11 protein-coding genes are annotated in these 13,514 nt (G+C 53.5%); 6 read left to right on the top strand and 5 right to left on the bottom strand.

Annotation, left to right across the window (positions count from 1 at the left end):
- The first annotated feature begins 107 nt into the window (after positions 1-107).
- From F1728_RS09265 to arsC, 5 genes are all read left to right on the top strand, one after another.
- Positions 108-2,219, top strand: a complete 2,112-nt coding sequence (locus F1728_RS09265) for an FAD-dependent oxidoreductase (protein WP_155363867.1) — start codon at positions 108-110, stop codon at positions 2,217-2,219.
- 81 nt (positions 2,220-2,300) lie between these two features.
- Positions 2,301-3,839, top strand: a complete 1,539-nt coding sequence (locus tag F1728_RS09260; RefSeq protein ID WP_155363866.1) for a DUF1570 domain-containing protein — start codon at positions 2,301-2,303, stop codon at positions 3,837-3,839.
- Between the two features lie 28 nt (positions 3,840-3,867).
- Complete coding sequence (locus tag F1728_RS09255) at positions 3,868-4,701, top strand: sugar phosphate isomerase/epimerase family protein (RefSeq protein WP_155363865.1); 834 nt, start codon at positions 3,868-3,870, stop codon at positions 4,699-4,701.
- A gap of 17 nt (positions 4,702-4,718) precedes the next feature.
- Complete coding sequence (locus F1728_RS09250) at positions 4,719-6,101, top strand: sulfatase-like hydrolase/transferase (protein WP_194242748.1); 1,383 nt, start codon at positions 4,719-4,721, stop codon at positions 6,099-6,101.
- A complete protein-coding gene (gene arsC / locus F1728_RS09245; protein ID WP_155363863.1) occupies positions 6,098-6,439 on the top strand; it encodes an arsenate reductase (glutaredoxin) in 342 nt (113 codons plus the stop codon). Before F1728_RS09250 ends, arsC begins: the two co-directional genes overlap by 4 nt.
- An 11-nt stretch (positions 6,440-6,450) precedes the next feature.
- Here arsC and F1728_RS09240 read toward each other — a convergent pair whose 3' ends face one another.
- Entirely contained in the window at positions 6,451-7,086 is a 636-nt protein-coding gene (locus F1728_RS09240; protein WP_155363862.1) for a zinc ribbon domain-containing protein, read from the bottom strand.
- A 304-nt stretch (positions 7,087-7,390) separates the two neighbouring features.
- Between F1728_RS09240 and F1728_RS09235 the strand changes: the two genes are divergently transcribed.
- The gene (locus F1728_RS09235; protein WP_155363861.1) at positions 7,391-8,704 is read left to right on the top strand and encodes a Gfo/Idh/MocA family oxidoreductase; all 1,314 of its coding nucleotides are present in this window, start codon (positions 7,391-7,393) and stop codon (positions 8,702-8,704) included.
- A gap of 101 nt (positions 8,705-8,805) precedes the next feature.
- Here the strand turns inward: F1728_RS09235 and F1728_RS09230 are convergent, their stop codons facing one another.
- Genes F1728_RS09230 through F1728_RS09215 form a run of 4 tightly spaced genes read right to left on the bottom strand, consistent with a single transcriptional unit; the run spans position 8,806 to position 13,474 of the window.
- Positions 8,806-9,915, bottom strand: coding sequence for a type II secretion system F family protein (locus F1728_RS09230; protein WP_155363860.1), 1,110 nt, complete (start codon positions 9,913-9,915; stop codon positions 8,806-8,808).
- A 44-nt stretch (positions 9,916-9,959) separates the two neighbouring features.
- Positions 9,960-10,826, bottom strand: coding sequence for a type II secretion system F family protein (locus tag F1728_RS09225; protein ID WP_155363859.1), 867 nt, complete (start codon positions 10,824-10,826; stop codon positions 9,960-9,962).
- Between the two features lie 2 nt (positions 10,827-10,828).
- On the bottom strand, positions 10,829-12,190 hold the full coding sequence (locus F1728_RS09220; RefSeq protein WP_155363858.1) for a CpaF family protein: 1,362 nt from the start codon (positions 12,188-12,190) through the stop codon (positions 10,829-10,831).
- 15 nt (positions 12,191-12,205) lie between these two features.
- Positions 12,206-13,474, bottom strand: a complete 1,269-nt coding sequence (locus F1728_RS09215) for a hypothetical protein (RefSeq protein WP_155363857.1) — start codon at positions 13,472-13,474, stop codon at positions 12,206-12,208.
- Positions 13,475-13,514: the final 40 nt, after the last annotated feature.

Below are 13,514 nucleotides of genomic sequence, written 5' to 3'. Positions count from 1 at the left end.
GAATTCCCTGTCCAACGATTATGATGGACTCAACGGCCCTCTGTAAACATGTCCGCCCCCATTTAATTCTGATTCGACCCTCCTGAGAGACCAACGAGGCTGATAGTATGCTGTCCTGTTCTACGAAACTTCTCCCCGTTCTGTTAGTCACGATTTCTCTGTTTTGCAGCGTCCCTGCGATTTCCGCACAGGAAATTAAGCCCGATCAACTGAAGTCGGCTTATGACGTTGTAGTCTATGGGGGAACATCCGGAGGCATTGCAGCCGCGCTTCAGGCACACCGCATGGGGAAAACCGCACTGCTGATCGAGCCGGGAAAACATCTGGGCGGTCTCTCTTCCGGCGGACTGGGGGCGACTGACATCGGCAACAAAGCTGCGATTGGCGGCATCGCCCGGGAATTCTACGGAAGACTGGGTACGTATTACAGTCAGGATGATTCCTGGGTTTATCAGAAACAGAGTGACTACAAGAGCCGCCGCAAAAATACATCTGAAACCGAAATGTGGACTTTCGAACCTCACGTCGCGGAAGCGACCTTTGAGCAGATGCTGACCGCCGATCAGGTTCCCTGGCTCAAACAGCAGCGACTCGATCTGAAACAGGGCGTTCAGAAAGCAGAGGGACGCATCTCCGCGATCAAAATGGAAAGCGGTCTGGTTGTCAAAGGCAAGGTCTTTATCGACGCGACTTATGAAGGTGATCTGCTGGCGGTCGCCGGCGTCTCCTATCATGTCGGTCGCGAGTCAAACGCCACTTACGGCGAAACCTTAAACGGGATTCAGACCCGCAATGCCGTCTTTCATCAGTTCATCAAACCCGTCGACCCCTACGTCGTTCCCGGAGACAAGAGTAGTGGCCTGCTCCCCGGGGTGCAGCAGGAAGGACCCGGCGGCAAAGACGGAGACGGCGACCACCGCGTGCAGGCTTACTGCTTCCGCATGTGTACCACGGATGTCCCCGAGAACCAGCGGGAATGGGTGAAACCGGAGAATTACGACCCCCAGCGATACGAACTGCTGTTACGCAACTTTGAAGCCGGCGATCACCGTGTTCCCTGGAACCCGGTTCTGATGCCGAACCGTAAGACCGACACGAATAATAATTTTGCGATCTCGACCGATAACATCGGGATGAACTACGAATACCCCGATGCGGATTACGAGAAACGCGATGAGATCTTCCAGGAGCATCTGACTTACCAGCAGGGATTGATGTGGACCCTGGCCAACAGCCCCCGCGTACCTGCTGAGGTGCAGAAACAGTTCCAAAAATGGAAACCGACGAAAGACGAATTTCAGGAGACTGCAGGCTGGCCCTTTCAGCTTTACGTGCGTGAAGCCCGCCGCATGATTTCGGAATATGTCATGAACGAGAAACATTGCACGTCGGAACTAATCGCCGAAGACAGTATCGGTCTGGCCGCATACACAATGGACTCACACAATCAGCAGCGATATGCCATTGATGGTAAGACTCTCAATGAAGGAGATGTGCAGGTCGGCGTTCCGAACCCCTATCCGATTTCCTATCGTTCCATCCGGCCCCGCAAGTCCGAATGTCAGAACCTGCTGGTGCCGGTTGCGATGGCTGCTTCACATATCGCCTACGGGTCCATTCGTATGGAGCCTGTATTTATGGTCCTGGGACAGTCTGCAGCGACTGCAGCCAGTCAGGCCATTGATGCTGATTCCGCGGTACAGGACATCGATTACCCGCAACTCCGCAAACAACTGCTGGCTGACAAACAGGTTCTGATCTGGACCGGTCCCCGCAAGGAACCACCGATTCGCGTTAAATCGCTGGCAGGTATCGTGGTGGATGATCGAGACGCCCGAAGTTCACTCGGCTGGAAAAAAAGTTCATCCATCACCCCCTATGTCGGACAGGGCTATCAGCATGATGGCGACACTGACAAGGGAAATCGGAAAATTGTCTTCACAGCAGAGATTCCACAGGATGGCATTTACGAAGTGCGTGTGTACTACGTTCCCTCATCCAACCGCGCCACTAACGTTCCTTATGAACTGCGGACTGCTGAGGGACCAGTGACCGTTCGTGTCAACCAGCGTAAAAAGCCCGAGCAGGGTAAATATCAGGTGCTCGGGACATTCCTGTTCAAATCAGGAAAACAGGAAATTCTCAACGTTTCGAACCAGGGGACCGATGGGCATGTCATTGTAGATGCCCTGCAACTGGTTCCCCTCGAGTCGAAATAGGAGGAAGCGACAGCAGGCACTCGATGAAAAAGCAGGCACAGCGTTTTTCATTCAGCATTACTGCGAACGGGAAGGTTTCTCATGCGACAGCTTTATTTCAGGTTCTCTCTCTCTTCCTGCCTGATTATATTCACGACATTATTGACCGCGCAGCAGCTTCACGCGGATCTGTTTACCTACATCAATGAAGAAGGAGCCGTAGTAACGGAGGAAGCGACATTATACGGCTCCGGAAAAGAAGCGGGCGAAATGCTGCACGCGCTGCTCAAGCCGGATGGATCACTGACTCTTGTTCCACAAGGCAAGATTCAGAAACGCGAACTGAAGGCACCTCCCAAGCCCCTGACCGTCGAACAAATGGCCAAAAACCTGGAGAAGAAGTTCGGCGCGAAAACGTTTCGCTATTACATCGAAAAGCCATTCGTCATCGGCATCGTGCTGGCGGCACCGCTGGATGGTTCGGATCGAACCGAAGTCCGCGTGCAGTCGTTCATGAAAAAAGCGGGACGCTTCATGCACAATGTGGACGTCATCTTCGAAACCTATTCGCGGAAGATGGGGATCGAACTGCAGGATTATGAATTCCCGATGGCCATGCTGATTTTCGAGTCGGACGACGACTTCGAAAGCTTCGCGAAAGAAACCACTGGCCTGGGTGACGGCGCGTCGAATGTGCTTGCTTACTATTCGGGGATCTCCAATAACCTGATTCTCCGCATGAGTGAGTGCAGTTCGTTTGATACACCGCTACACGAAGCGATTCACCTGCAGACGACCAATCGCGGTGTGGTCAAACGCCTGGCTCCGATTCCCACCTGGTTTATGGAAGGAATCGCAACCGGCTTTGAAGGGGATGGCGACCGAATCAACGTCAGCCCGGAACGGATCAATACGCATTACGCTCTCTTGTCTGGTATCGCGAAGCTCCTCAACTGGGGAGAAGTCGTGGCCCTCAATGGCGTCTTTCAGGGAAGTATCCTTTCCGGGGATGCTTACGTGCATGCCTGGGGACTGCATTGGATGCTGGTGACGCAATACCCCGATGAATATGTCAAGTACGTTCAGCACCTTTCGACTAAGGAACCTTTCGAGGAGACCTCGCCGAAGCAGCGCTACGACGACTTTGTCAAGATTCTGAAAGTCCGTCCCGAATCGCTACAGCTGCGGTTTAAAGTGGAACTGATTCAGGCAATCCTCAATCAGAAAATCAAACTACCGCCGCTCGAAGACCGGACAGTCCATCTGGAAAAACACAAACAGGAAATGGCCATCGTTAAAGTGACGGCGACCGCTTATTCCCGGCTCGCACCACCCCGGATTGAAGGCTGGCTGCAGAACATCTCTCCCTTTCGACCAATGACGTTTCACGTCACGGTGCAGACGGATGCCGGCACTTACGCCGAATGGTACTTGCCCGAAGTCGGAATCCGCCGCAAGGTCAAGCTGAATCCGCAGATTGCCAGACAGTTGATGCGGGGCGGGCAGGGAGGTCAGTGGAAGACTTACCATGTCGAAGTCGAGTCTGCCTATCCCGGTAGTGAGACCGCGCAGGCCTGGGCTGCGGGAAGACTGCCGGTACCTGTTGTGTCGCGCCGCGTTGAGATACAATCTGGTAACTGAACCCATTCGTAAAGTTAAAGGACGAACGATGAAACTCTCCCTCTCGGTGCGGATCGCGGAAGCGGCCTGCAAAACCAGGTTGAATATCCCCTTTGCGGAACTGGCGCAGATGGCCGCAGATCTGGGGTATGCGGCTCTCTGTATGCGAGCCAGCGTCGTGGGGGTACAGAGTTCCGATGCGGAACTTCAACAGGTGAAATCGATCGTCGATGCCGCCGGTCTGGGGATCTCCATGATCACCGCCGACATGAATATTCCTCAGAATAATGATCAGTCCCCCCAGGCATTGCAGGATTTCGAACCGACGCTGCACGTCGCTGAAATGCTGGGAAGCCCACTGGTGCGAGTCTGCCTCAAACAGGAGTCCGATATCCCACACGCTCAGAGGGCCTGTGATCTGGCGGCAGAACGGGGTGTGCAGCTGGTACATCAGTTTCATCCTGCCTGTCTGTTCGAGGAACTGGAACGCTCGATCGAAGTCTTAAAGCAGATTGATCGTCCCAATTTTGGCGTGATCTATGAACCAGCCAGCCTGTTGATGTGTGGACAGCCATATGGCGAATCCGTCATGCGGCAGATTCTACCCTGGCTGAAAAACGTGTATGTGCAGAATCTGGTCATTACCGAGGACGGGCCCGATCACCTGGAGACCTGGTGCCTGGGAGACCGTCCCTTTCAGTTACTTCCCTACTGGGATGAGAGCGGCCGTGGAATCAATTTTCGCGAAGTGCTGGCAGGATTAAATGCGGTGGACTATGATGGCTGCTTCACCATCCATCAGGCGGAAGGTATTGTCACCGCCGACGATGCCCGCAATTATGCGGCTCGCTGTAAAGAGTGGGTGGAATCGCTCAACTCCTGACAGATTCAAAGATGGGAATGAAGAAAGCTTTTGTCGTCAGTTTCGAACAGTTGCCCGCATTTTTGCTGGGCTGTTACGGGCATCAGTGGATTGAAACACCCAACTTCGATCGCCTGGCGTCCCAGTCCGTAGTGTTCGATCAGCATTTTGCGAACGATCTCACCTCGCAGAGCAACACGTTTCCCTGGTGGACGGGACAGACTGTTCCCGCTCAAAACAATTCTTCAGCAAGTGAGACCGCCTGTTTCGTCTCACGCTTGAAAGCACAAGGCGTGCTTTCCAGGTTGCTGCTCGAGACGGAAACTGACGTCGGTCGCACCTCATCGATGCGTGAACAGGAACCGTTCTTTAATCAATTCGATGATGTAACAACGGTAACCGGAAAGAACGGTTATGAGCTCAGCGAAGCAGATTCCCCATTCGCGCAGCTGATTCAGACTGCCCTCGAACGCCTGCCCGACTGGATGGCATCGCCCGATGATCAACTGGTCTGGCTTCGTTCAGAAGGAGTGCCTCTACTGCCACTGGCACCGGAATTCTATGCCACGCTCTACCTGGATGAAGTCCTCGATCAGGGAGACGATACAGAGGAAGAGAGTGAATTCGTCGCGGATGAACTTCCGCTAGAGCCTGCAGAAGAGGATGTTTCTGAGGAAGAGCTGGATGATGACCTTGATCTTGAAGAGGACGATGACTGGGAAGAGCTGATTAGTGCTGTCGTCGCCCTGTTTCAGAGCCCGGAGGAATGGGGCGATCTGGATGATGACGAACGCCGGATGGCGCGGGCCGTCTACGCAGGCTACGTCACACTACTCGATCAGTGGCTGGGACGCTTCCTGGATTCCCTGCTCGAGTACGCAGAACAACACTCCATTTTATTGATCGTCACGGCGGCACGCGGTGGTAGTTCGCTGCTCGGTCCCGTAAGAGACGTGGAAGACTGGGGACTGTTCGAAGAAACCACGCACGTCCCCCTGTTGATTTTTGACTCCGGGAATCAGCAGCAGGGGAACCGACGCCAGTTCCTCTCACAATCGGCAGATATTCCCACCACATTATCAGCCTGGTGGAGCCTCGAACCTGCAGAAAATACGGTAGGGGGAACGGACCTCCTGGCGCTGATTGCAGGTCAGGATGACATGGCGGAACCGGTCATTCACGCTGCCAGCGATGAGGCGGTTGCAATTCGTACCCCGGAATTTTATTATCTCCAGCGCCGAAACCAACAGCCATCTGACGCAGAGCACGAAACGCATCCCCTCCCGGAGACAGCACCTGTTCAGCTCTATCAGAAACCTTCAGATCGCTGGGACGTCTACGAGCAGCATTCACAGCACCCGGAGACGGTGGCTGCGTTTGCAGAACTGCTGAATTCAAAACAGACCGGAAGCACATCATGAAGATCTATCATAATCCCCGCTGTGGCAAGAGCCGCCAGACACTCGCCTTGATTGAAGAGGCGGGTATTGAACCTGAGGTCATTGAGTATCTCAAGACTCCTCCCACGGCTGAAGAACTCGATGCCATCCTGAAGAAGCTCAAATTGGAACCACAAGAGTTGATGCGGAAGGGTGAAGCGATCTATAAAGAACTCAAGCTGGCAGAGCGGGAACTGAGCCGAGATGAAGCAATCGCTGTCATGCTGGAGCATCCCAAGTTGATCGAACGACCGATTGTCGTTCAGGGACGCAAAGCGGTCCTGGGACGCCCCCCTGAAAATGTGAAAGAACTGCTGTAGGAAATTTTTTTCTACAGATTGCGGCCGACGAGTAGACCAATCGCGAAGGTCAATGCACCAAACGTCAGCAGCAGAATGAACCAGGTGCCGGTAGGTAATTCAAACCGGGCACTCCGTTTCAGTTTTCCCTTCTTTTTTTCTGCCAGTACATTCGATGCCCGCTGTTGTGCGAGGCTGGCCAGATGAGACAGCTCTGCTTCATGGTTCACGTCCGTCACATCAGTCACAGCCACATTCTGCTGGCTGACCGGAGTGATCGGAGTCTCAGGTGTCGGGTGCGAGGCAGGTGCTTCAACCGGTTCGGGGGTAGAGGAGGTTTGCACCGATTTAACGGGGATCGCCTTAAACGCCTCTTCAGGAACGGAGACTGGCTCCTTTGAAGTGGATGTTTTAGCCTGGCTCTGAAGTTCGTGCTGCTTTTTCTCCAAGGTCACATTACTGCCCAGGGCGGCTAACTCATCCAGGGCATTGGCCAGTTCAGCATCCTGCAGATCCAGCTTGGGCTGGGGTAAAGGGACCACTTCTCCATCCAGGCCGGGGACGCGTACCGACATTCCGCAGGTCGGACAGTCTACAACATCACCCGCTTTGGAGCGGGAAATCCCCATCAGTTGATCACAGTGCTGGCAGCGAAATTTGATCGGCATCTTCAAATGTTTTTCAGTATCAATATCGTAGAACAGGTAACGATCGTCAGATTGCAGTTTCAGCCTCTGATCTGTCGCCCCTTTAGTTCTGCAATCCCCTTTTACAGACTGCGTGTCCCTGCCTGTAAAGTTCGATATAACAGGAGTTTATGGCGGAAAATCAGTATCTCTTCCCCAGTAGAGGATATTAAATGCTGATTCTTCTGTTATAATCATAGACAGAGCGGAGTACAGAATAAATCCATGATCTGGAACAAATTGCGAAGTTCTGAATTCTTGGAGAGTTAACACAAGAGGCCTTGAAGTGGATGTAGAAGAATTTCTGAAAAGGGATGTTAACCGACGACAGTTTCTGGATCGCAGTGCGCGTAATGCAGCCGGAATGGCTGCAGGCGTCGTGGGACTGGCCAGCAATATGGCTCTGGCAGATTCCGCCCCCAATGAACGCGTCCTACTCGCCGGGATCGGGATGCGGGGGCAGGGCAAATTTCTGACCTCCAGTATGGCTGCCTTTCCGGATGTTCACATCAAGACGATTTGTGATGTGGATGAAGCCGTCATTCCGGCTGCCCTGAAATCGATCGAAAAAGAGCAAGGGACTCCCCCGGAAGTTGTCAGCGATTTTCGTCAGGTGCTCGACGATCCCGAAATTGATGGCGTCGTGATTGCCACTCCCGATCACTGGCACGCGATGATGGCGATCATGGCCTGTCAGGCTGGTAAAGACGTCTATGTGGAAAAACCGGTCTCACACAATCTGAACGAAGGCCTCAAAATTATCGAGGCGGCACGCAAGCATCAACGCGTGGTCCAGTCCGGCATCCATCAGCGCAGCGGATCTCATTTTCAATCCGCGGTCGAATTCGTACAGAGCGGAAAACTGGGCGACGTCAGACTGGCCAAAGCCTGGATTATTCATCGCCGCAAATCGATCGGTCGGAAGAAAGACATCGCGGTACCTCAGGGCGTCAATTATGATCTCTGGCTGGGACCCGCTGCCAGCCGTCCGTTCAATCCGAACCGCTTCCATTATAACTGGCACTGGTTCTGGGATTACGGAACTGGCGAAATGGGTAACTGGGGTGTCCACATGCTGGACATCGCCCGCTGGGGACTCGGCGTCGATTTACCCGAACGGATCTCATCTTCCGGCGGCAAGTACTTCTTCAACGACGATCAGGAAACACCAGACACCCAGGTCGTGCAGTACCACTATCCGGGCAAAACGCTTGTGTGGGAGCATCGACTCTGGAGCGTGCATGGAATGGAAGGTCGTAACGCGGCTGCCGCATTCTATGGCGATAAGGGGACACTGGTCGTAGACCGCGGAGGCTGGAAGGTCTACGATCAAAAAGACGCAGCCACCTCCGGCACCAGCGATCAGGCGACAACCCATCACCGGAATTTCATCGATTGCATCAAGACCCGCAATAAGCCAACGTCGGACATCGAGATCGGTCATGTTTCCAGTGCACTTTGTCACTTGGGGAATATCGCTTATCGGGCCGGGCAGGAGATTGAGTTCGACCCGCTGCAGAACCAGATCATTGGCAATCAACAGGCACAGTCACTGCTGGGACGGGAATACCGCCGTAACTGGGAACTGCCCCAGGTCTGATGACTCAGCAGATCCACTGATTATTGAAAACGAAAACAGCTTCCCGACAGTCGAGACTGCCAGGAAGCTGTTTTCTTTGAGACCACCAGAAGCGAACTGGTTTATTGTTGTGTTCCCACCTGCTGGAACATGTCGGTTGTGGTGTTCAGACTGTCTCTCCCTCCGGAATGGAAGAAGTCAGACAGTTCCACAATCGCGGGACCGAGGAGGAAGATGTAAATCGCGGGCATCAGACAGAATACAGTCGGGAACAGCAGTTTGAATGTGGCCTTGTTGGCTTTCTCATCCGCCCGCTGCTGCAGACTTTCACGCATGTTATCACTGTATTCCTGCAGGGCCGAAGTCACGTCCGTTCCCATCTGATCGGTCTGGATCAAGAGGGCCGCAAACGAGTGGACTTCCGGTACATCGATACGCTTACTGAAGTTAGACAGAGCCTGAGTGAAGGTGCCGATAGAGGCCTGTTCCATCACGATTTTCAGTTCCTGAGCCAGTGCCGGATACACCTTCGCCAGTTCCCCGATAATTTTCTTCAACGCGTGTGGTACGGTCATCCCCTGGGAAACACACATGTTAAGCATGTCCAGCATGTCGGGAATCCCCTGTTCAATTTCACTGCGACGATCAGAAGCCTGACCGCTGATGAACAGAAAGGGAACCGCCCAGGCCAGGATTGGTACCAGCAGCAGACCGAGTAAAATCGGAATTTCGAATCGCTCGGGAGCGACAAGCAGCAGGATCCCGAAGAACAACATGGTACCCAGAATGGCAACATAACGAATCGCAGAAAAGTTCTGCAGGGCATGTGGCTGGTAGTAACCTGCTGCCTGCAGTTCTTTTTTTGTCTGGGCCCGTCGTCCTTCCGATTCCGGCATCATTTCCGACAAAGCGGGAGTTGCCGACCCGAAGACATAATCATCGGTGCCCATCGCGGGGACATCACCGGCTTCAATCGGAGGTAGCCCCTCTTCCTGACCATTCTGATATGGATTGTCAGCGGCAAACAACTGACGGTGTTCCCAGGTTACAGGAGCGGCGCTCGAGGAAGAGGCTGAAGGAGAATAGGTCTCCTGCGGCCTAGGCTCGACCATCTCTTCAGGTTGTTGTTCCGGTTTCTGACTCCGCCGCTTGCGGATGATGCGGAACAGCATCCACAGAATGATGGCACCACAGAGTGCATAAAAAACGGTAATGGTTGTTGGTGTAAACATATTCTTACCCTCGCCAGTTTCTGGCAGGACGCAGTTGTTTCAAATCAGGTACGTTGACTGGTTTTCAGAACTCGTAAGACCCACAGAGATCCAATGACCTGCAGTCCGATAGCGGCAAAGGTCGCACCACGACCCCATGTAGACGCCATCAAGGTTGTCAGGTAAGTGGGATCGCGTAACACGAAGAACCCGAGGATCAGTGGTGGTAAAGAAATCATCAGTACCGCTGTCGCGCGGCTACCGGCGGTCGCGGTGCGCAGACGTCCCAGGAACAGCATACGGTCACGGATGGTACGGGCTAGACGCTCCAGCACCTTCACCAGGTCTCCCCCGGTTTCCTGATGGACGATCAGGGCCATCGAAAGAATGTTCAAACTGGCAACCCCGGTCCGTTCATACAGACCATCCAGGGCCGCTCTCATGGAAACACCCATCTGCAGTCGACGGGAAGCTTCCTGAAGTTCGGTTCCCAGGGGGGCGGGCGTCTTTGCAGACACATTCACAAAACAGTGAGTCAGGCTGCGTCCGGTTTTTGCGGCACGAGCCAGTTCGTCAATCATATCGGAAAGTTGTTCGTTAATCTGTTTCTGACGGCGACCACGTTGGTAAAAAAGATAGCCGATCGGCGCCAGTCCACCAGCCATAAAGGCGATTGAAGTTGAGAGGAAGTTTTCCTGAATGATGTAGATCAGTCCGCCAAACAGGACCGAACTCAGCAGGCAGAAAAACAAAATCACTGCCGGATTGGCTTGAACGCCGGAGTGCACGATCAACTCGTCAAAACCGCCGTTCAGCCGGTTGCTTAACTGGGTCGAATCCGGAACTGCGTAGCGGTCCTGATCACGCAGGATGTCGCTGAAATCGACTGCGGTAGCAGAGCTGTTGGGGTTCAGTGTGGCATCAGTTGCCATGATTAGCTCTCCTGTTCATTCTGCTGGTCGTTTTGTCTACCAGACAGTGGCAGTTCCCGGGCATGGAACAGATCAGTATTTTCATTGAAGTTGGTCTGGGTTAACCAGTTCAGAGCCAACGGCTGATGACCGGTCGCATAGAAGTTGCCATGCACTGTTCCATCCGGATCGACGTTGGTAATGCGGTAGACAAACAAGTCCTCCACCATGTATTCGCCGTTCTGATACCCGATCAGTTCCGAAATACGCATCACTTTACGTTCCCCGTTTGGCAGACGGGTGATGTGTACCAGTAGATGGATCGCGGAAGCGATGTACCGCCGGGCAATCGCGTTCGGAAGTTCTGCCCCGGAAAGGGCGATCATCAACTCGAGACGGTCCAGGGCGTCACGCGTATCGTTCGCGTGGACGGTACTCATGGAACCATCGTGACCGGTATTCATCGCCTGCAGCATTTCCAGAACTTCACCGCCGCGGGATTCGCCGACGATGATGCGGTCAGGACGCATTCGCAGAGAGTTCTTCAACAGCTCACGCTGGTTGATTTCCCCCTGACCTTCGATGTTGGAAGGTCGGGCTTCAAGCGAAACCACGTCCGGCTGCTGCAGCTGAAGTTCTGATGTCTGTTCAATCGTCACAATACGTTCGCGGTTGGTAATGTAACGACTCAAGTTATTCAAGAGGGTCGTTTTACCGGCACCGGTACCACCACTGATCAGAATATTCAGTCGACCTTTGACAGCCATTTCCAGGAAGGTTGCCATGTCCGGTGCGAGTGAGCCCATCTGAACCATGTCGTCAAATAAGAGAGCCTGGGTCCGGAAACGACGAATGGAAAGTGTAGGTCCCTTCAAAGCCAGGGGAGGGATAACCGCGTTCAGACGGGAACCGTCCGGCAGCTTGGCGTCGACCATCGGCGAAACTTCATCGATACGACGTCCAGCCCGTCCCACCAGACGGTGGATCAGCTGCAGCAGGTGTTCGTCATCGGCAAAACTGATATCGGTCTCTTCCAGCAGACCCCGGCGTTCCACAAAGACCCGATCGGCTCCGTTGACCAGCACATCGCTGACATCCGGATCGCTCATCAGTGGTTCCAGTGGACCAAAGCCATAAATTTCGTCCAGGATCTCCCGCACCATGATGTCGCGGTTCTTCTGATCCAGTGCGATATCCTGCTGCATACAGAGATGCTCGGCGAGGCCGCGCAGTTTCTGACGCAAATCGGCTTCCGGCAGTTCACCTGCTTTGGAAAAGTCGATCGCATCCACCATCTGCCGATGCAGTCTGGTTTTCAGACGCTGAAAAGCTTTGCGGGAATCCGCAGAGGGATTGGCAGCAGGAGTTTCACTTTGTAAAACCATAATTCATCTCCACCCTTACTGGGTCAGATAAAGCTTATAAATATATTTGTTTTGATTTGATTCTTTCAGGCCGGCAGTCTGTCCGACCTTGTTCACAGTCTGTTCGATTTTCTGAACCGGTTGAATCAGGCTGGTCTCATCTTCAGGAGCCGCCAGTACGACGGAACGTGAAGACAGCACTCCAGGTTGCAGAATGATTTCACATGCCTGGTTATCCAGCCGCTGGACTGCCATAATCCGACCACCCACCATATTGGTGCAGAAAGCAGTCCCTTCAAACGAACCGGACTGTTCTTCCAGTTGATCGTATAAAAAGCAGATGCGGCACTGGCCGATCATTTCCTGAAACGCATCCTGCTCACCATTTTCGATATTCGGGCTGCACTTCACAGGCAGGGGACCGGCATCGAAGAGCAGTTCGCCCTGGAATTGCTTCAGGTTTTTGCGGGTCAGTCCCGACAGAATCTGCTGCATCACGGTATCTGTATTAAAGTGAGAACCGAAATCCAGGATCTGCATGTTGGCATCACTGATCTCACCCCGACGGGGTTTCCCCGTAAGAATGATCTCTGGTATACCGTCAGATCCTTTGGAGACCGTTTTGGTTTCCGGATCGTAGCGGTATTCATCTTTTCCCTGTTTCTGATCGATCTGCAGTTCCCAGGTCTGCGTATGCTTGCCCGAAGGGTCCGTTTTCAGGATCGCCAGGGGATATGCGGGGACCGCTACGTTTTCAAAAGGACGAACACCCCGGACATGGTTGTCGAGTGTGGCCTGAATCTGGGCTCCCGCTGTTCCCACATGAGAACGGGTGAGGTCTGACAGAAACTCAGCAACAGGATTGGCAATCCGGCCCGGAGATTGTGTCTGAATCTGAATACTCCGCGGTTCATGTTCGGTTTGCAGAAAACGTCGACCTCCCGTTTCAACCACGGGTACTGATTTACCGAACAGTAAATTCTCACCTTTAGTCAACTGGATACCGACCTGCTGGCCCGCGACAGAATTTAATTTCAGAGCCTCATTGGCTGAATGCTCGGCCCGCTGCATCAGAGTCTCATAGTCCGGCTGATCCTTGATCAGTTCATCCGAAACCATCTCATGACCTGCGGCCAGGACTGCTGTTTCAATGCAGGTCGTCACTTCCAGAGACGCTGCATCGAGCCAGAGCCGATTGATGATCAGCGCAATCCCTGCCAGCACAACCAGCAGCACGCCGGCTGCCAGAGGGGTAATAACCCCTCGTCGTTGATGCGCAGATCGGATTGTCTGGTGATGTCGCATGAGTTACGAATTCAATCTATGGAAACAGGATAAAGGTTTC

Origin of the sequence: Gimesia benthica, assembly GCF_009720525.1 — a bacterium.
Lineage (GTDB): Bacteria > Planctomycetota > Planctomycetia > Planctomycetales > Planctomycetaceae > Gimesia > Gimesia benthica.
This window is presented reverse-complemented; position numbering and strand designations above follow the sequence as displayed.

Excerpts from the sequence above, each read along its gene's own strand:
- F1728_RS09265 (WP_155363867.1), top strand. The coding sequence starts at position 108 with ATGCTGTCCTGTTCTACGAAACTTCTCCCCGTTCTGTTAGTCACGATT.
- F1728_RS09260 (WP_155363866.1), top strand. The coding sequence starts at position 2,301 with ATGCGACAGCTTTATTTCAGGTTCTCTCTCTCTTCCTGCCTGATTATA.
- F1728_RS09255 (WP_155363865.1), top strand. The coding sequence starts at position 3,868 with ATGAAACTCTCCCTCTCGGTGCGGATCGCGGAAGCGGCCTGCAAAACC.
- F1728_RS09250 (WP_194242748.1), top strand. The coding sequence starts at position 4,719 with ATGAAGAAAGCTTTTGTCGTCAGTTTCGAACAGTTGCCCGCATTTTTG.
- arsC (WP_155363863.1), top strand. The coding sequence starts at position 6,098 with ATGAAGATCTATCATAATCCCCGCTGTGGCAAGAGCCGCCAGACACTC.
- F1728_RS09240 (WP_155363862.1), bottom strand. The coding sequence starts at position 7,086 with ATGCCGATCAAATTTCGCTGCCAGCACTGTGATCAACTGATGGGGATT.
- F1728_RS09230 (WP_155363860.1), bottom strand. The coding sequence starts at position 9,915 with ATGTTTACACCAACAACCATTACCGTTTTTTATGCACTCTGTGGTGCC.
- F1728_RS09225 (WP_155363859.1), bottom strand. The coding sequence starts at position 10,826 with ATGGCAACTGATGCCACACTGAACCCCAACAGCTCTGCTACCGCAGTC.
- F1728_RS09220 (WP_155363858.1), bottom strand. The coding sequence starts at position 12,190 with ATGGTTTTACAAAGTGAAACTCCTGCTGCCAATCCCTCTGCGGATTCC.
- F1728_RS09215 (WP_155363857.1), bottom strand. The coding sequence starts at position 13,474 with ATGCGACATCACCAGACAATCCGATCTGCGCATCAACGACGAGGGGTT.